This window comes from Variovorax paradoxus EPS (genome assembly GCF_000184745.1).
Lineage (GTDB): Bacteria > Pseudomonadota > Gammaproteobacteria > Burkholderiales > Burkholderiaceae_C > Variovorax > Variovorax paradoxus_C.
On record NC_014931.1, the window covers coordinates 889,577 to 906,854 of the forward strand.

Below are 17,278 nucleotides of genomic sequence, written 5' to 3' on the forward strand. Positions count from 1 at the left end.
CGCCGCGGCGCGAGCGGCAGCAGGTGCACTGGCCCCAACGATGTCGCGACCACCAACAATTGAAAATCTCAAGGCGCTGACCAGCCTGCGCTTTTTTGCCGCAATGATGATTGTGGTTCTGCACGGGTCCAACAGCCTCGATTGGCCATGGTTGCGCGGCGCACCGTTGTCGCTCGCACAGGGCGTCAGTTTCTTTTTCGTGCTGTCCGGTTTCATCCTGACGCATGTCTATGGTGACCGCCCGCCCGGGTCGATTCTGGCGTTCATGCGCGCGCGGGTTGCGAGACTTTGGCCGGTGCATGTGGTGGGCATCGTCCTGCTGGTCGTCAGCGTGGCGCCGGACTCGATCACGTTCGACGGTCCCGGGATTTTCAGCAAGTGGGTGGTGCTCGGCTTCAATGCCATCCTCGTGCACTCGGCCTTCCCATTTCTGGCGTACTCGTTCTCGTGGAATTCCGTGTCGTGGAGCATTTCGACAGAGATGTTCTTCTACCTGGCGTTTCCGTTCCTGCTGGTCAACATTGAACGCACCTGGCACTGGAAGCTCCTGGGCGCCGCCCTGTTGGCGGCGGCCTTGATCGCGGTGCTTCGCATCGCAGCGGTACCGATCGAAAGCAGCGACTTCAATCGAATGACGGCCGGATATGCGACCTATCCGAGTCCATTGATGCGTGGATTCGAGTTTGTGCTCGGCATGTCGACCAACGTGCTGTGGAGGAAGTATCTGAGGCGTCAGTCCAGATCATTGTGGTGGTGGACGGCTGTGGAAGCGATCGCGCTCGCTGTCTGCGCATGGTGGATGTTGGCGGGCTTCCACGCGGTGCAACGACAATTCCCGAATCCGTGGTTCAACCTGTTCTTTCAGCCGGCCGGATCGTGCTGGGCCTTTGCATTGGCGATCGGGTGCCTTGCCTCCGGTCGCGGCCTGGTCGGACGGTTGCTGTCGGTGCGACCGCTCGTGTTCCTTGGCGAGATCAGCTTCTCCATCTACATGCTGCATCTCATTCTGATCAAGGCATTCGTCACCACTCTCGCATGGCCGGGCGTTCCCGAGTTTGTCTACTTCGGTGCGCTCTTCGTGCTGGCGACGACGGTTTATCTGCTTGTCGAAAAGCCTGCTCAGCGGCTGCTGCGCGGCGGGAGCAAGGCCAAGATGCTGCATCCGCCGATCACGGATGCGAGCAGCGGCAAAGTAGTGCGCACCGAAGCATGAGAGAAACCTACCTGGATGGCCTGCGCGGCTGGGCGGCGCTCGTTGTCGTCTTGTGCCATGCGGGAGAAATCTTCTGGCCGGCATGGCGTCCGGGTTTCTATCCTCTTCTCACCGACGGTTCATTCTCGGTGTTCATCTTTTTCGTTCTCTCCGGCTATGTGCTGAGCGTGGGATTCTTTCGAACCGGCGAGCGACGCGCAGTCGTCGACCTCGCGCTTAGACGCTATCCGCGGCTCACCGTGCCGATCTTCGCGGCCTCATGTCTGGCCATGGGGCTGATGGCTCTGGGGTGGATGCACAACATCCCGGCGAGCAAAGTGACGGGGAGCGAGGGCTGGCTGCCGATCGTCTATGCCTTCACGCCAACCGTGGCGGACGTGCTGCACTTTTCCTTTTGGAGGGTGTATGTCGATGGCTCGCCGGCAAGCTCATACGATGCGCCGCTCTGGACAATGCCCGTCGAGATGCAAGGCTCGATCCTTGTCTTCGCGGCGCTGCTTGTCATGGGGCGGGGTGGCGTGCTGCGAGCTGCCATGCATGTGGCGCTGCTGGCGATCACCGGATGGCTCGCATCCCCGTTCGTGGCGATGGCCGCCGGAGCTGCGATGGCGAATTTCACGCAGCTCGACATGCATCGAAAGCTGGGCGCGTCGAAGGCTGCGCCGTTGGTGTCGTGGGCTTTGCTGATCGGCGCGATCGTCTTCGCCGCGGCGCGGCCTAATGACTTCGGGCCCGTGTGGCTCACGCTCTGCAGTGCAGGGCTGCTCTATGGCGTGTTGCTCAACAGAGGATTTCAGCGGGCACTTTCGTTGCCGGTATCCCAGTGGCTCGGCCGAGTGTCCTTCTCGCTGTACCTGTTGCACGTTCTGGTGCTCTGCAGCTTCTCATCGTGGGCCTATCTGGCGCTCGGGGGCGGGGAGAGGCCTTCGACGACGGGCATCGCCGTGCTGCTGGCCGCAACGGTTGCCCTTTGCCTTGTCGCCGCCGCCCTGTTCCACTCGATGGAAAGGTTGGGGATCACGATGGGCCGACGCCTTTCACAGGCTGTCCTGCGCGTCGTCCCATCCGCGCGAAGTCGAGGCGTTGCCCGATAACCGCGGTCTTCAGCGTTGCTTGGGCGGAGACTGCAGCTGCTCGTGCATCGCAGCGTTGGCCACTCTCAATTCTTCGGTGTCGCGATGCAGGCGATCCCATTCGTACTGCCAGTTCTTCGCTTGCTGCGCATGCCATTGAGCGCTCTCCAGCGCACCCGCGGCACTGTCCGCGACGACCCGGTCCGAATGCCAGAGCTGGGTCAGCCGCTTGACCAGATTGAAGCTGTAGGCATGCTTGACGAGCGTCGGCAGCGCAAGAATGCGGTCGGCTGTCACGTTGAATGAATGAACGACGTTGTACGCAAGATTGATGCAGGTCTCCGCATCGGAAAGGCCGGCAGGCGACGGCTTCGTCATGGCCTCGAACAGTTGGGCGACGCGGGAGAAGACCTCTGGGTCGCGGGCGGCAACGCCGATATAAGTCGAGCTGTATCCGGCGATGGCGGACTCGAATCCAGTGAACTGATAGTCCGGGAATTCCTTGACCAGAGCCTCCATCCCCTTGACCGTCGGGTAGTAGACATGCTCGTACGAGGATTCGAGCCAATCCTTGTTGTCCCTTGTGTACGACATCAGCGGGACCTCGAAGATGAGCACGCCGTCATGCTGGAGGGACTTCAGGGAAACGTCGAATGCGCCCCTGAAATCGTTCACATGCTCGAAGGTCGCTATCGAGGTGATGAAGTCAAAACTTCCGTGCGTCCGATTGCTGACCGCAGGATCGAAGACGTCGGAAGCGATGATCGTCACGCCTCTGTTTTGGGCCACCCCGGCTGCGGCGGCGTTGACCTCGATGCCGAAGCGTTCGTAGGCCCCGTTCAGGCTCCGAAGCAGATGGCCATTGGCGCAACCGATGTCCAGGATCCGGCCCGTGGGGGAGATCGCCTCCAGTACGAGTTTGACCCACAGAAGACTGTGATCTGCCGTGAACTCGTAGTCGTGGTATCCCACTTCTGCATGGGTCGCGCCGTAATACGTGTCTTCATAGAAAACGCTCGTATCTTCGGGAACCACTTCGACGACCCCCATGTCGCAGTTCTCGCAGAACAGGACATTGCGCCCGTCGCCGCGCGTCAGTGTGCGGCCCACGCTGGTGGCTGCGCAGACATTGCATTTGAAATGCATTTCTTTCATCCTTGAGGCCGCGCAAGGCGCGGACGGTGATCATAGTCGTCGAATCGCCACAGGATGCGCGGAGGCTCATGAGCCAGAAATCACCCGCGGCGCGGCGATGGAATGCCGGCTTCCAGCGGGCTGATCGTCAGCGCTCGACGATCCGCCCATGCTCCATGTGGATCACCCGGTTGCACTCCTTGGCGATCAGATCCGGCGAGTGTGACGCCAACACCAGAATGCCAGACTTCGACACCACGTCGCGCATCCGCTTCTCGGCCTTCTCGGTGAAGGCCGCATCCCCCACCGACAGCCATTCGTCCATCAACAGGATGTCGGCCTCGACGCTGGTGGAGATCGAGAATGCGAGTCGCATCATCATGCCGGTCGAGTAGGTACGAACGGGCATGTTGACGTACTCGCCCAGACCGCTGAATTCGCAGATGTCGGGCGTGAGCCGTTCGATTTCCTTCATGCTCATGCCCATCACTAGGCCGCGCAGCATGATGTTCTCGATGCCGGTTGCGTCCATCTCGATGCCCAGGGCGGGATCGATCAGGCTGGCCACCGAGCCCTGGCGCGTGAATTCGCCCGCCGAAGGCTCGTAGACACCCGCCAGCGTGCGCAGCAGTGTTGATTTGCCCGCGCCGTTGTGCCCGACCAGGCCCAGCCGGTCGCCGCTCTTGAGTTCCAGGTTGAGGCCGCTGAGTGCCTGCACCACGGTGACCCCGGTTTCCTTGCCGAAGCGCCCACCGGTGACCGAAGCCGCCAGCGTCTTCTTCAGCGATGCCGAGCCCGCCCCGTAGATGGGGAAGCTGACCGAAACGTTTTTGAGTGAGATGGATGCCATGGATCAGAGCCAGTAGACGACGCGGCGGCGGTATTTGACGAACAGGACGCTCGCGAGGGAGACGCAAAACACGGTCCACAAGCCCATGCCGATCCAGCTGTGCAGGTGCGCCTCGCCGCCCATGAGTGGTGTGCGCAGCAGATCGAGCATCTGCGCGAACGGATTCCAGAGCACGTATTTGGCGCGGCCCGGGAGGTTCTCGGGCAGCCAGAACACGGGGGTCAGGAACATCAGCATCTGCATGAGGCTGGTGATGATCTGGGTCACGTCGCGGTAGCGCGTGCAGATGAGGCCCAGCAACAGGCCCAGGGCGTGCGCGTTGATGATGAGGATCACGAAGGCGGGAATGATCAGGAGCACCGACCACGACAGCGTGACACCCGCCCAGATGGCCACGGGGATGTACAGCACGATCTGGTGCAGGAACTGGATCAGGTTGCGCGCCAGGCCCCGCCAGACGAACAGGCTGATGGGAAAGTAGCCTTGCTTCAGGTAGTTGGACGATCCGACAAAGGCATTGCAGGCATCGGTGACCACCGCGGAGAAAGTGCCCCAGAAGATCACGCCCAGCGCCAGGTGCGGGAAGAACTTGTCCAGGTGGGTGCCGAAGAGCGAGGCATACAGCGGCCCCATGCCGCCGATCATCACGCCCATGCTCAGCGTGAGCCACAGCGGCCCCAGCATGGAGCGGCGGTAGCGCAGCACGATGTCGAACCAGGCGAGCGTCCACCAGATATCGGTGCGGCGGGTGCCTTCCCACCAGTCGGCCAGCGCGCTTCGATGCAGATTGGAATGGACTTGGCTCATGCGTATTCGTCAGTGTTTTTGTCTGCCATGCGGACGGTGTTGTCCTGGGTCAGGTCGCCGTGGCATGAAACGGCGGTAAGCAAATGCGCTTCGTTGCCGAAGTAGGTCAAACGGGATTTCTTCGGGACTATGGCCGGCCGGCCGGGGCGGTGCCTGCGAGGGCGCGCTCATTTTATTCATGAGTATCAACTGAGTGATAATTTTACCGGCTCCGGTTCCGCTGCAATTCGTAACCCCTGGAGAGTCCACTGCCCCCCGATCGGAAGGGCCGCGACTGCCCCGCAGGCAGCATGCCCCACAAGAATTCGATCCATCCATGAGCATTCCCCGCCTCCTCGAAGTCTCCGTCGCCCTCTGCACCTACAACGGCGCCCGGTTCCTCCGCGAGCAGGTGCGCAGCATCTGCCTGCAGACCCGGCCGCCGGTCGAGATCGTGCTGTCCGACGACGCCTCGCGCGACGGCTCGGTGGAGGTGGTGCGCGCCGCCGTTGCCGAATGCGCGGCCGAACGCCCGGGTCCGCCGATCGCGCTGCGGGTCTTCGAGAATCCGGTCGCGTTGCGCGTCGTCAAGAATTTCGAGCAGGCCATCAGCGCCTGCACCAGCGAGCTGATTGCGCTCAGCGACCAGGACGACGTGTGGATGCCCGACCGGCTCGCTTTGATGGTGGCGCACTTCGAGCAGGACGCCAACCTGATGCTGCTGCACACGGATGCACGGCTGGTCGATTCAGAGCGCCGCGACCTGAACCAGACGCTGTTCCACGCACTGGAGGTCACCCCCCTGGAACTCGCGCAGGTGCACGGCGGCAAGGCTTTCGACGCACTGCTGCGCCGCAACCTGGTGACCGGCGCGACCACGGTCTTTCGCCGCTCGCTGCTGGCCGACGCCTTGCCGCTGCCGGTCGAGTGGGTGCACGACGAATGGCTGGCCATCGTCGCCTCGACCACGGCGCGGGTCGACCTGCTGGAGCAGCCGCTCATCGAATACCGGCAGCACGAGTCCAACCAGATCGGCGCGCGGCGCGACACGTTCAAGGAAAAAGTGCGCAAGGCGCTCGCCTCGCGGGGTAACACGCACGTCGAGCGTGCGATCAAGGCCGAGTTGTTGCTGGAGCGCCTGCTCCAACTGGGCGACCGCGTGCCCGCCGAGATCATCGCCAAGGTGCGCAGCAAGATCGAGCACCAGCGTTTTCGCGCCGCCTTGCCCGCGTCGCGGCTCGCGCGCATCGTGCCGATCGCCCGCGAAGCGATGACCGGCCGCTACGACAAGTTCGGCCGCGGCGTGCGCGGCGTGGTTCGCGATCTTTTCGAATCTGTGTAGGCTCCGCCCCCAAAGAACCATGAACCGAATGAACGCCTCCCCAGATTCCACCACCATCGCAGCGCAGCCGACCGCCTGGCCGAGCGTCGTGGTGATCATCCCGTTCTACAACGGCGCCGATTTCATCGAGCGTTCGGTCAAGAGCGTCTTCGAACAGTCCGTTCCAGCGACCGAAGTCATCGTGGTCAACGACGGCTCGCGTCCCGAGGAACGCGCTTCGCTCGATGCGCTGGCGGCGCGCTATCCGTTCCGCATCATCGACAAGGAAAACGGCGGCCAGGGCTCGGCACGCAACGCCGGCGTGAAAGCGTCCACCTCGGACTTCATCTGCTTTCTAGACCAGGATGACTTCTACCTGCCCAACCACATCGAGACGCTGGCAGCGTCGATCCCTGCCGGCGACCGCCTGTTCGGCTACGTCTACGCCGACCTGTACGAGGCCGATGCCGACGGCAACGTGATCCGCACCGGCGTGATCAAGGAGCACGCGACGCATCCCAAGCGCAACATCAACGACCTGCTGCGCAACGACATGTTCGTGCTGCCGTCGGCCGCGCTGGTGAGCCGCAAGGCCTTCGAGGCCGTCGGCGGTTTCGATTCGCAGTTCATGGGCTTCGAGGACGACGACCTGTTCCTGCGCATCTTCCGCAAGGGATTCAGCAACTACTTCGTGGACAAGGCCGTCACCGTCTGGTGCATCCACACGGCCAGCACGTCATTCGGCATCCGGATGATCCGCAGCCGCTTCAAGTACTTCAAGAAGCTCACCCAGATGTTTCCCGACGAGCACCTGCGCGGGCGCTACTACTTGCGTGATTTCCTGGCGCCCCGGTTCCAGCCGTACTTCGTCAACCACGCGATCGAGTCGATCAAGAACGACGACCAGTACCGCGAGGAGATGACCGCGATGCTCAACGAATACGGCGCGATGGTGCTGGCCAACCCGTATGTGGGGCGCAAGAAGAAGCTGCGCCTGCGGATCACGCTGTTCCTGCTCAACCACTGCCCGCCGGGCGTGGTGCGCCTGGTCGGCGCCATCACGCGCCTGCCGGGCATCCGGAGCCTCCGGCGCCTTTACGCCTAGCGGGACGGCGCAGCCGCTGCCGGCTGCTTCGGCGTGGTCATCGCCGCATCGATCCACGTCGCGAACTTGCGCACGTACTCGGCGCGCAGGTGCCCGGCGTCCTTGTAGATCGGCGTCGCATCGGCATCCGCGCGGGTGCACCAGTCTTTCTCGCACAGCGTCGGAATCGGGTCGATCACGATGGCGCCGCTGCGCTTGGCGATCTGGCGCATGCGCTCATGCAGCGCCTTCTGCTCCGAGACCCAGGGCGCGGTCGGTGACATGCGCCCGACGGTCATGTTGCCCAGGCGGCCGCCCTTCACGAACTCCTCGGGGCCGAAGCCTTCGCCGACCGGGTTGTCCAGCAGCAGGTAGACCTGCTTGTGCTTGGACAGCGCAGTCAGCACGGTTTCCAGCGTATTGAGCGCGAAATCCGCGCCACCGCCGCCCATGAAGCGGCGCTTGTTCTTGCCGTCCTGGTAGTAGTAGCGGTCGGCCGCGGCGTTGTCGGCGGTGGGCTTGTCGGTCTCCGAGAAGTAGCAGTTCCAGCAGCCGCCGAAGACGACCGCATCGAACTTGTCGCTCACCGCCAGGCGCATGCCGCCGTCCCGGCGTTCCGCGCAGAGGTTGTTCTGCTCGTCGACCACGTTGGGAATCGGCGGGCAGGCGCCCCAGGTCGCGAAGGAGAGCGAGTCGAGCGTGTCGGGCGCGGTCTTGCTCAACTCGACCGCGCGCGGGCCGTACTGCTCGATGTGGCTGTCGCCGAAGAACAGCACCCGGCGCTTGCCGTGGCCGATCTGCTGCAGCACCTCGCCATCGACCTTGATCGGGCTCAGACCATCGGGGTAGCCCCAGTCCTTGGCCGCGGCCGCAGTCTTGTTGAAGTACGGATCGCTGTGGCGCCCGACGTAGTAGCCCGAGGTGGCCAGGAGGCCGAGCACGACGAACCCGACCATCGCGGCCACGAGGCCCGAGGTCACCGTGGGGTTCTCGGTCTTGCGCGTGTAGCGCTCGACGAAGCGGTAGGTCAGCCACGCAAGCACGAACGAGGCGACCAGCATCAGCGCCCGGATGCCGTCCGACGGCAGCTTGCCTTCCAGGATGCGCGCATACGCCAGCAGCGGCCAGTGCCAGAGGTACAGCGGGTAGCTGATGAGCCCGACCCACACCATCGGCTTGGATGCGAGCACATAGCGGTTCAGTACGCCCGTCGGTCCGGCGGCGATACAGAAGAAGGCGCCGAGCGCCGGCAGGATCGCCCAGAAACCCGGGAAGGCCTTGCCGCCGCGGATGAGGCACAGGCCCAGCACGATCAGCGCCAACCCGGCGATGGACTGCGCATGGCGCCCCCAGCCCGGCTTCGGCAGCGGCCGGTGCAGCCGCATGTACGCGAGCATGCCGCCGATCATCAGCTCCCAGAAGCGCGAGAGCGGCGAATAGAACGCGGCCGTCCGGTGGCTGTGGATGGTCGTCACGTTGAGCAGGAACGACGCCGCCGCCACGATGCCCACCACCCAGAGCACGCGCCACTTGCGCTTCCATGCGAGGCCCAGCAGCACGGGCCAGAAGATGTAGAACTGCTCCTCGATGGCCAGCGACCACAGGTGCAGCAGCGGCTTGGTCTCGGCGGCGTTGTCGAAGTAGCCCGCCTCGCTCCAGAACGCGAAGTTCGAGACGAACCCGGCGCCCGAGGCCACGTGCTTGCCCAGTTGCACCCATTCGTTGGGCAGCAGCGCATACCAGCCGAAGGCCAGCGTGGCCGCCAGCACCAGCGCCAGCGCCGGGAAGATCCGCTTCACGCGCCGGGCGTAGAACTCGCGGTAGCTGAAGCCGTCGCCCTCGAAGCTGCCCAGGATGATCGTGGTGATCAGGAAGCCCGAGATGACGAAGAAGATGTCGACGCCGATGAAGCCGCCCTTGATCCACTGCGGGAACGCGTGGTAACCCAGGACCGAGAGCACCGCCACGGCGCGCAGCCCGTCGATGTCGGGGCGGTATTTGGGGTGAACCAGGTGGGCGTGTTCGTTATGGAACGTCGGGCTCGTCGTTGTTGTCGTCGTCATCGTCTGTGTGAAGGCGCGCCTGCTTTTTTCGTTCCCGATTGTCCTCGCAAACGCTTTCCGCCCCGATCGGCGCGCTCGTCAGGCGCCGGGCCGCTGCATTCGCCGGTAGCGCCAGAAGGCGCCCGAGCGCCACACTTTGAGCAGGCTGGTGACGTGCCAGTACAGATAGCGCTTGCTGCGGTGGCTCGCGCGCTGGGCGTCGTGCCGCGCGAGCAGGTCTTCGCCGACCTGCAGCTTCCAGCCCGCGAGCTGGGTGCGGGCGCAGATGTCGAAGTCTTCGCCGTACATGAAGAAGCGCTCGTCGAAGCCGCCGATCTGGCGGTAGGCCTCGCTGCGGAACAGCATGAAGAGGCCCGGGATCCACGCGGGCGTTGCCGGCGGCACATAGCCCGGCTTGTTGCGCCCGAGGATCTCGACGGGGGTGAGCAAAGCCCGGTGCGGCTCGGGCCCGGGCTTGCCGGGTTCCAGGATGCGCGGGGTCATCAGGCCGGCGTCAGGTGCGGCCTGCACGATCAGCGGCGCGAGCACGTCGCTGTCGACGCGGATGTCCGGGTTGAGCACCAGGAACCAGGGCGTCGTGCAGCGCGCAAACGCCTGGTTGTGATTGACGCCGAAGCCCTTGGGGCTCGCGTTCTCGATCCGCTCGACCTCGAATCCCCAGCTTTTCCCCGCGAGCACGTCGGGCTCGGGAATGTTCACCGTGAGCACGACCTTGGCAATCGATGCGCGGCTGTACCGGTCCAACTGGTCGATCAGCGGCTGCACCAGGGCGAGCTGGCCGTGGCTCACGATGGAAATGGTGATCGGGGGCAAAGGAGCGGGGGAGGCGGGGGATGAAGGCGTGGGCATGGTCTAATTTCGCTCGGGAATTCTAGGGTTCCCCAACTCCCACACATGATTGCCCTGATCGTCATCAGTTTCTTCGTTGCCGCCTTCGCGGTCCAGCTCTTCATGCGCCGGGCGCGCAGGCACGCACGACTCTACGGCGCCGACATGCCGCAGCGCTTCCACAAGGGCCACGTGCCGCGCCTGGGCGGTGCGGGCATCCTGATGGGCATGGGGGTGGCTTGGCTGGCGGCGGGCATCACCGGCACCGATCCCTTCAACGTGTCGTGGCCGGTCAAGACCTCGATGCTGACGCTGCTGTGCATCCTGCCCGCGGTGCTCGGCGGCATCGTCGAAGACATGACGCAGAAGGTGAAGGTGCGCTACCGGTTGGGCCTCACCATGGGTTCGGCCCTTTTGGTGTGCTGGCTGCTCGGCCTGGGCGTTGCACGCACCGGCATCCCGATGGTCGATGGCTGGCTGGCGATGCTGCCGTATGCCACCGTGCTGTTCGCAGCGCTCGCCATCGGCGGCCTGCCGCATGCCTTCAATATCATCGACGGCTACAACGGCCTGGCCGGTACGGTCGCCGTTCTGGTCTGCCTAGCGATCTCGCACGTGGCCCTGCAGGTGGGCGACCGGCAACTGGCAGCCATGATGGTCTGCCTGGTGGGCGCCACGGTCGGCTTCCTGGTCTGGAACTACCCGCGCGGCAAGATCTTTGCCGGCGACGGCGGCGCCTACGTCTGGGGCATGGTGATCGCCGTGGCCTGCGTGACGCTGGTGCAGCGCCACCGCGTGGTGTCGCCCTGGTTCCCGATGCTGCTCCTGATCTACCCGGTGTGGGAGACGCTCTTCTCCATCTACCGCAAGCTCGCGCGTGGCCAGTCGCCTGGCACGGCCGATGCGCTGCACTTTCACCAATTGATCTTTCGCCGCATCGTGCGCGTGGCGCTGGCGGACGACGAAGCGCGGCAACTGCTGGCGCGCAACAACCGCACCTCGCCCTACCTCTGGATGTTCGCCGCCCTCTCGGTGGTGCCCGCGGTGCTGTTCTGGAACAACACCATCGTGCTGATGCTGTTCTGCCTGCTGTTCGTCACGACGTACGTGGGTGCGTACCTGATGATCGTCAGGTTCAAGGTCCCGCGCTGGCTGCGGCCTTGAGAGAATTTCCTTTCGTTCCCATCGATCAACGCTTTGGAGCCTGACCGCCCATGACCGACCCCGTCCTCAACATTCCCCCGCGCGACAAGGCCGAGATCCTGGCCCAGGCGCTGCCTTACATCCGCAAGTTCCACGGCAAGACCATCGTCATCAAGTACGGCGGCAACGCCATGACCGACCCGGCCCTGCAGGCCGACTTCGCCGAAGACGTGGTGCTGCTCAAGCTGGTCGGCATGAACCCGGTGGTGGTTCACGGCGGCGGCCCGCAGATCGAGGCCGCGCTCAACAAGCTGGGCAAGAAGGGCAGCTTCATCCAGGGCATGCGCGTGACAGACGCCGAGACCATGGAAGTCGTCGAATGGGTGCTGGCCGGCGAGGTGCAGCAGGACATCGTGGGCCTGATCAACCAGGCCGGCGGCAAGGCCGTGGGCCTGACCGGGCGCGACGGCGGCCTGATCCGCGCGCAGAAGCTCAAGCTGGCCGACCGCACCGATCCCAACGTGCAGCACGACGTGGGCCAGGTCGGTGACATCGTCTCGATCGACCCCAGCGTGGTGAAGGCGCTGCAGGACGATGCGTTCATTCCCGTCGTGAGCCCGATCGGCTTCGGCGAGGAGAACGAGAGCTACAACATCAACGCCGACGTCGTCGCCGGCAAGCTCGCCACCGTGCTCAAGGCCGAGAAGCTCATGCTCCTGACCAACACGCCCGGCGTCCTCGACAAGAACGGCAAGCTGCTCACCAACCTGAGCGCCCGCGAAATCGACGACCTGTTCGCCGACGGCACCATCTCCGGCGGCATGCTGCCCAAGATCGAGGGCGCGCTCGACGCGGCCAAGAGCGGCGTGAACGCGGTGCACATCATCGACGGCCGCGTGCCGCACGCGATGCTGCTGGAGATCCTGACCGACCAGGCCTACGGGACGATGATCCGCGCCCGCTGAGCGGGCGGGGGAGCGCCTGTTGCGCTGTGCGAGAATCAATTGATTACATCTTTGCACGCGCTCCCATGCAGAACGAAGAGACAGCTGCTCCCGGCGTAGAGACCTCAGCGGAAACGCCAGCCACCCCGACGCGCAAGCGTCCGAAACCGGGGGAGCGGCGCGTGCAGATCCTGCAGGCGCTGGCCGCCATGCTGGAGCAGCCCGGCGCCGAGCGGGTCACTACCGCGGCGCTGGCTGCGCGGCTCGAAGTGAGCGAGGCCGCGCTCTACCGCCATTTCGCGAGCAAGGCCCAGATGTTCGAGGGCCTGATCGATTTCATCGAGCAGAGCGTGTTCACCCTGGTGAACCAGATCCTCGAGCGCGAGGGCGCCACCGGCGCCCAGCAAGCCGCGCGCATTCTCACGTTGCTGGTCCAGTTCGCAGAGCGCAACCCGGGCATGACGCGCGTCATGGTCGGTGACGCGCTGGTCTACGAGAACGAGCGCCTGCAGCAGCGCATGAACCAGTTCTTCGGCAAGATCGAATCCACGCTGCGCCAGGTGCTGCGCGGCGCAGCCACCGCCGAAGGCTCCTCCACGCCCTCCGTCGATGCGCAGGTGCGCGCCGCCGCGCTCACCGCCTTCGTGGTCGGGCAACTGCAGCGCTTTGCGCGTTCGGGTTTCCGCCGCGCACCTTCCGAACACCTGGAAGCCACGATCGCCCTGATCGTTTGAGGTATTTCTCCCTCCCCTTCCGGGGGAGGGCAAGGGGTGGGCAAGCGGCGCACCCATCGAGCGCTCTGCCCGCCCCCATCCCAACCTTCCCCCAAAGGAGGAAGGAGCAAGAGGTCAGGCCGTGACCGTCACGCCCACTTTGGCGCCCGCAGCCAAGATCTCTCCCCACGTCGCATCGTCCACCCAGATGCCATCCTGCCGGCGCGCCACACGCGCCTTGCGCTCCGGCTCGCCGGCGATCTGCACTTCGTCGAAGCCTTGCCCCGGCGGGCTCTGCCGCAGCCAGTCGATGAACTCGCGCGCCTCGTCGTCGAAGGCCTTCTGCGTCCCGAGCTTCGCCGGATCGATCAGCACCGTCAGCATGCCGTTGAGCACCGAGCGCGCCGTGTCCGCCGGCCGGTGCCAGGTGCCGCCGCCGGTGAGCGCGCCGCCAAGCAGTTCGCAGGCCACCGCCATGCCGTAGCCCTTGTGCTCGCCGAAGGTCATGAGCGCGCCGAAGAGTCCGTTGCCTTGCGGCACGACCACCACGCCCGGGTCGTTGGTCGGCGCGCCGGTCTCGTCGATGAGGTAGCCGTCGGGCACCTGCTCGCCCTTGTTGTGCGCTACGCGCATCTTTCCCTGCGCCACGCGGCTCGTGGCGTAGTCAAGCACGAAGGGTTCCGCGCCCGCGAGCGGTACGCCGATGCAGCACGGGTTGGTGCCGAAGCGCCCATCACCGCCACCCCACGGCGCGACCACCGGCCGCGACAGCACGTTCACGAAATGCATCGCCACCATCCCTTGGGCCGTCGCCATCTCGGCGAAATGCCCGATGCGGCCCAGGTGGTGCGCATGCGCGAGCGTGAAGATGCAGCTGCCGTGCTGCTTCGCCCGCGCGATGCCCAGTTCCATCGCCTGCACGCCGACGATCTGCCCGTAGCCGCGCTGGCCGTCCAGGCCCATCAGCGTGCCGATGTCGAGATTGACCTTCACGGAGGCATTGGGCTTCAGCCCGCCCTCGGCCACCGCATCGATGTAGCGCGGCAGCATGCCCACGCCGTGCGAATCGTGGCCGCTCAGGTTGGCCAGCACGAGATTGGCGGCCACCTGCTGCGCCTCGGCAGTGCTGCTGCCCGCGGCTTCGAGGATGCGGGCGACGGTGGTTTGCAGGCCGTCGGCCGGCAGTGTTCTGGACATGGATCAGGCTCCCTTTGCGTTCAATGTGATGGCGTAGAGCGACGTCGTCGCGCAGATGAAAAGCCGGTTGCGCTTGGGTCCGCCGAAGCACACATTCGCCACGCGCTCGGGCAGGAGGATCTTGCCGAGCAGCGTGCCGTCGGGGTGGTAGGCGTGCACGCCGTCCAGCGCGCTGGTCCAGATGCGGCCTTCGGTGTCGAGGCGAAAGCCGTCGAACATGCCGCTCGTGCATTCGGCGAACACCTCGCCGCCGCTAAGGCTGCGGCCGTCGGCGCCCACCTTGAAGCGGCGCATGTGGCGCGGCCCGTCCTTCATGTGGCTCGCGCCGGTGTCGGCGATGTAGAGCAGCGATTCGTCGAGCGAGAAGGCGAGCCCGTTGGGCTTCACGAAGTCGTCGGCCATGCGCTCGACCTCGCCGCTCGCGGGGTCGATGCGGTAGACGTAGCACGCGCCGATCTCGCTCTCGGCGCGCAGGCCCTCGTAGTCGGAGAGGATGCCGTAGCTCGGATCGGTGAACCACACGCCGCCGTCCGAATGCACCACCACGTCGTTGGGCGAATTGAGCCGCTTGCCCTGCCAGTGCGAGGCCAGCACGGTGATCGATCCGTCGTGCTCGGTGCGCGTCACGCGCCGCGTGAGGTGCTCGCAGCTCACGAGCCGGCCTTCGCGATCGACCGTGTGGCCGTTCGTGTTGTTCGACGGCTCGCGGAAGACGCCGACCGTGCCGGTCACCTCGTCGTAGCGCAGCATGCGGTTGTTCGGAATGTCCGACCACAGGAGCGTGCGGTGCGCGCCGAACCACACCGGGCCCTCGCACCAGCGCGCACCGGTCCAGAGGCGCTCGACGCGCTCGGGGCCGGGGATGCAGGTGTTGAAGCGCGCGTCCAGCCGTTCGAAGCCGGTGCCTTCCAGGAAGCCGAAGGGGAGGTCTTGGGGTTGAGCCATGGGTACGTGTTTTTCCTTGCGTGAGAGATCGACGGCGGCTTCAGCGCGCGGGGCGAGCGCTCGCCACGACGATCACCGCGATGATGATGACGCCGGTCAGCAGCATGCGCAGCCCCGGCCCGGCGCCGATGGCGTTGAGCAGCGCCACCAGCAGGAACATGAACATGGCCGCGCCCCAGATGCCGGGCACGCTGGGCCGTCCGCCCGCCACGGCCGTGCCGCCGATGACGACGACGGCGATGGTCATGAGCAGGTACTCCTGGCCCTGGTCCAGCGAGTTGCCGCCCGAGAAGCCTGCGATCAGCGCGCCCGTCAGGCCCGCGAGGCCAGCGCAGATCACGTAGGCCATGAGCCGCGTGCGCTCCACCTTCAGGCCCGCGAGCTGCGCGGCCCGGCGGTTCTGGCCCACCGCCGCGATCGAGCGGCCGAGCACCGTGCGCTCCAGCATCAGGGCCACGAGCACCGTGACGACCAGTGCCCCGACGGCCACCAGCGGAATGCCCAGCACGCGCTGCGCCATCAGGTCCGAGAACAGCGCCGGCGGCTTCACCTTGAGGCCGCGCCCCACGTTGATGGCCACCGACATCACGATCAGCGAGGCCGCGAGCGTGGCGATGATCGGCGGAATGCGCAGCAGCCGGATCAGCCCGAAGTTGAAGAGGCCCACGCCGACGCCTACCGCGGTCGCTGCCAGCAGCCCTGGCACCAGCATCGCGTTGCTGCCCTCCATCACGATCATCGCGGCCGCGCCCGAGAGCGCGATGGTCGATGGAATCGAAAGGTCCGCATTGCCCGGCCCCACGCTGATCACCAGCATCTGCCCGAGCGACACCAGCACGGTGAACGCCGAGAACGCGAGCGCCGCGGTCAGCAGGTCGCCCGATCCTTGGCCGTGGCCGCTCCACACCGTGGCGGCCCAGGCGAGCACGGCAGCCACGCACGAGCCCAGCCACGGACGGTTGCCGGCCAGGCGCTTCCATCGCGGCGCCGCCGCTGTCGTGGTCGCCGGTGCTGTGATGCGTTCGTCCGCCGCGCTCATCGCTTGCCTCCGAACAGGTCGATGGCGGCGCGCAGTGCGAGCACCGCCACGAGGATCAACCCCTGCATGCCCACCTGCCAGTCGGGCGCGATGTTCAGGAAGGTCAGGAACGAGGCCGCCAGCGTCACCGTGAGCGCGCCGATGACCGCGCCCACCGGCGCCACCTTGCCGCCCGCGAACTCCGCGCCGCCGAGGATCGCAGCCGCAATCGCGACGAGCGTGTAGCGCGAGGCGATGTTGGCGTCGGCCGAGGTCGCCTGGCCCACCAGCATCAGCCCCGAGCAGACGCCGAACACGCCGGCAATCGCATACACGCCGGCGCGCACGCGCACCATGTTCCAGCCCGCGCGTGCGATGGCGCCGGGGTTGCCGCCGAGGCCGCGCACCAGCGTGCCGAAGGCGCTGCGCGTGATCAGCAGGTGGCCCACGATGGCCGTGGCAATGGCCATCCAGATCGGCATCGGCAGGAGCGGCGTGCGCCAGCTCATCGCGGCGCGCAGCCACTCGGGCGCGGTGCCGCCCGGAGTGGGCAGCAGCAGCACCGCGCAGCCGAGCCACACGAACGAGAGCCCGAGCGTGACCACGATGGAAGGCAATTGCCGCGCCTGGATCACCGCGCCGGCCAGCGCATAGACACCCACCGCCGCAACGAGTGCCAGCACGGCCAGCACAGGCTGCTCCGGCATCAGCGTGGCGCCGATGCACGCCACCAGCGACACGAAGGGGCCGATGGACAGGTCCAGGTCGCTCACCGCCAGGATCATCATCTGCGCGAGCGTCGCGAACATCACCGGGATCGCAAGGTTGAGCAGCAGGTTGATGCCGAAGTAGGACATCGCACGCGGCTGCTTCAGGAACACCGCCGCGAGCAGCAGCGCCAGCGCCACGGCCGGCAGCAGCGCATGCAGCATCGCCACGCGGCGCGCGGGGCCGCGGTGGTTCGTC

General features: G+C 65.7%; 16 protein-coding genes. 7 read left to right on the forward strand and 9 right to left on the reverse strand.

What is annotated here, in order from left to right:
• Window positions 1–40 precede the first annotated feature (40 nt).
• Window positions 41–1,213 (forward strand): acyltransferase family protein, encoded by a 1,173-nt coding sequence (locus VARPA_RS03930; protein WP_080559346.1) that lies wholly within the window; start codon window positions 41–43, stop codon window positions 1,211–1,213.
• On the forward strand, window positions 1,210–2,307 hold the full coding sequence (locus tag VARPA_RS03935) for an acyltransferase family protein (RefSeq protein WP_013539252.1): 1,098 nt from the start codon (window positions 1,210–1,212) through the stop codon (window positions 2,305–2,307). Before VARPA_RS03930 ends, VARPA_RS03935 begins: the two co-directional genes overlap by 4 nt.
• A gap of 9 nt (window positions 2,308–2,316) precedes the next feature.
• Here VARPA_RS03935 and VARPA_RS03940 read toward each other — a convergent pair whose 3' ends face one another.
• From VARPA_RS03940 to VARPA_RS03950, 3 genes are all read right to left on the reverse strand, one after another.
• Window positions 2,317–3,432: a class I SAM-dependent methyltransferase gene (locus VARPA_RS03940; protein ID WP_013539253.1), complete on the reverse strand. Its 1,116-nt coding sequence runs from the start codon at window positions 3,430–3,432 to the stop codon at window positions 2,317–2,319.
• Between the two features lie 136 nt (window positions 3,433–3,568).
• Window positions 3,569–4,270, reverse strand: coding sequence for an ABC transporter ATP-binding protein (locus tag VARPA_RS03945; RefSeq protein WP_013539254.1), 702 nt, complete (start codon window positions 4,268–4,270; stop codon window positions 3,569–3,571).
• 3 nt (window positions 4,271–4,273) lie between these two features.
• On the reverse strand, window positions 4,274–5,077 hold the full coding sequence (locus VARPA_RS03950) for an ABC transporter permease (RefSeq protein ID WP_013539255.1): 804 nt from the start codon (window positions 5,075–5,077) through the stop codon (window positions 4,274–4,276).
• Window positions 5,078–5,393: 316 nt separating this feature from the next.
• Here VARPA_RS03950 and VARPA_RS03955 point away from each other — a divergent pair, with 316 nt between their 5' ends.
• Both VARPA_RS03955 and VARPA_RS03960 read left to right on the forward strand, forming a co-directional pair.
• A complete protein-coding gene (locus VARPA_RS03955; protein ID WP_013539256.1) occupies window positions 5,394–6,398 on the forward strand; it encodes a glycosyltransferase family 2 protein in 1,005 nt (334 codons plus the stop codon).
• A 28-nt stretch (window positions 6,399–6,426) separates the two neighbouring features.
• The gene (locus VARPA_RS03960) at window positions 6,427–7,482 is read left to right on the forward strand and encodes a glycosyltransferase family 2 protein (RefSeq protein WP_013539257.1); all 1,056 of its coding nucleotides are present in this window, start codon (window positions 6,427–6,429) and stop codon (window positions 7,480–7,482) included.
• On the opposite strand, the gene VARPA_RS03965 is transcribed toward VARPA_RS03960, so the two are convergent.
• Window positions 7,479–9,524, reverse strand: coding sequence for an acyltransferase family protein (locus tag VARPA_RS03965; protein WP_013539258.1), 2,046 nt, complete (start codon window positions 9,522–9,524; stop codon window positions 7,479–7,481). The genes VARPA_RS03960 and VARPA_RS03965 overlap by 4 nt on opposite strands.
• Before the next feature lie 78 nt (window positions 9,525–9,602).
• Complete coding sequence (locus VARPA_RS03970) at window positions 9,603–10,373, reverse strand: glycosyltransferase family 2 protein (RefSeq protein ID WP_013539259.1); 771 nt, start codon at window positions 10,371–10,373, stop codon at window positions 9,603–9,605.
• Window positions 10,374–10,418: 45 nt separating this feature from the next.
• Between VARPA_RS03970 and VARPA_RS03975 the strand changes: the two genes are divergently transcribed.
• From VARPA_RS03975 to slmA, 3 genes are all read left to right on the forward strand, one after another.
• Window positions 10,419–11,516 carry a glycosyltransferase family 4 protein gene (locus VARPA_RS03975; protein ID WP_013539260.1) on the forward strand — a complete coding sequence of 366 codons (1,098 nt, stop codon included), beginning with the start codon at window positions 10,419–10,421 and terminating at the stop codon, window positions 11,514–11,516.
• 50 nt (window positions 11,517–11,566) lie between these two features.
• Entirely contained in the window at window positions 11,567–12,460 is an 894-nt protein-coding gene (gene argB / locus VARPA_RS03980; protein ID WP_013539261.1) for an acetylglutamate kinase, read from the forward strand.
• A gap of 65 nt (window positions 12,461–12,525) precedes the next feature.
• On the forward strand, window positions 12,526–13,173 hold the full coding sequence (gene slmA, locus VARPA_RS03985) for a nucleoid occlusion factor SlmA (RefSeq protein WP_013539262.1): 648 nt from the start codon (window positions 12,526–12,528) through the stop codon (window positions 13,171–13,173).
• A 114-nt stretch (window positions 13,174–13,287) separates the two neighbouring features.
• Here the strand turns inward: slmA and VARPA_RS03990 are convergent, their stop codons facing one another.
• Genes VARPA_RS03990 through VARPA_RS04005 form a run of 4 tightly spaced genes read right to left on the reverse strand, consistent with a single transcriptional unit; the run spans window position 13,288 to window position 17,244 of the window.
• Window positions 13,288–14,349 (reverse strand): malate/lactate/ureidoglycolate dehydrogenase, encoded by a 1,062-nt coding sequence (locus VARPA_RS03990; RefSeq protein ID WP_013539263.1) that lies wholly within the window; start codon window positions 14,347–14,349, stop codon window positions 13,288–13,290.
• Window positions 14,350–14,352: 3 nt separating this feature from the next.
• On the reverse strand, window positions 14,353–15,294 hold the full coding sequence (locus VARPA_RS03995; RefSeq protein WP_013539264.1) for an SMP-30/gluconolactonase/LRE family protein: 942 nt from the start codon (window positions 15,292–15,294) through the stop codon (window positions 14,353–14,355).
• A 40-nt stretch (window positions 15,295–15,334) separates the two neighbouring features.
• Complete coding sequence (locus VARPA_RS04000; protein WP_013539265.1) at window positions 15,335–16,333, reverse strand: ABC transporter permease; 999 nt, start codon at window positions 16,331–16,333, stop codon at window positions 15,335–15,337.
• On the reverse strand, window positions 16,330–17,244 hold the full coding sequence (locus tag VARPA_RS04005; RefSeq protein ID WP_013539266.1) for an ABC transporter permease: 915 nt from the start codon (window positions 17,242–17,244) through the stop codon (window positions 16,330–16,332). The genes VARPA_RS04000 and VARPA_RS04005 overlap by 4 nt, the downstream gene beginning before the upstream one ends.
• Between the last annotated feature and the right edge of the window lie 34 nt (window positions 17,245–17,278).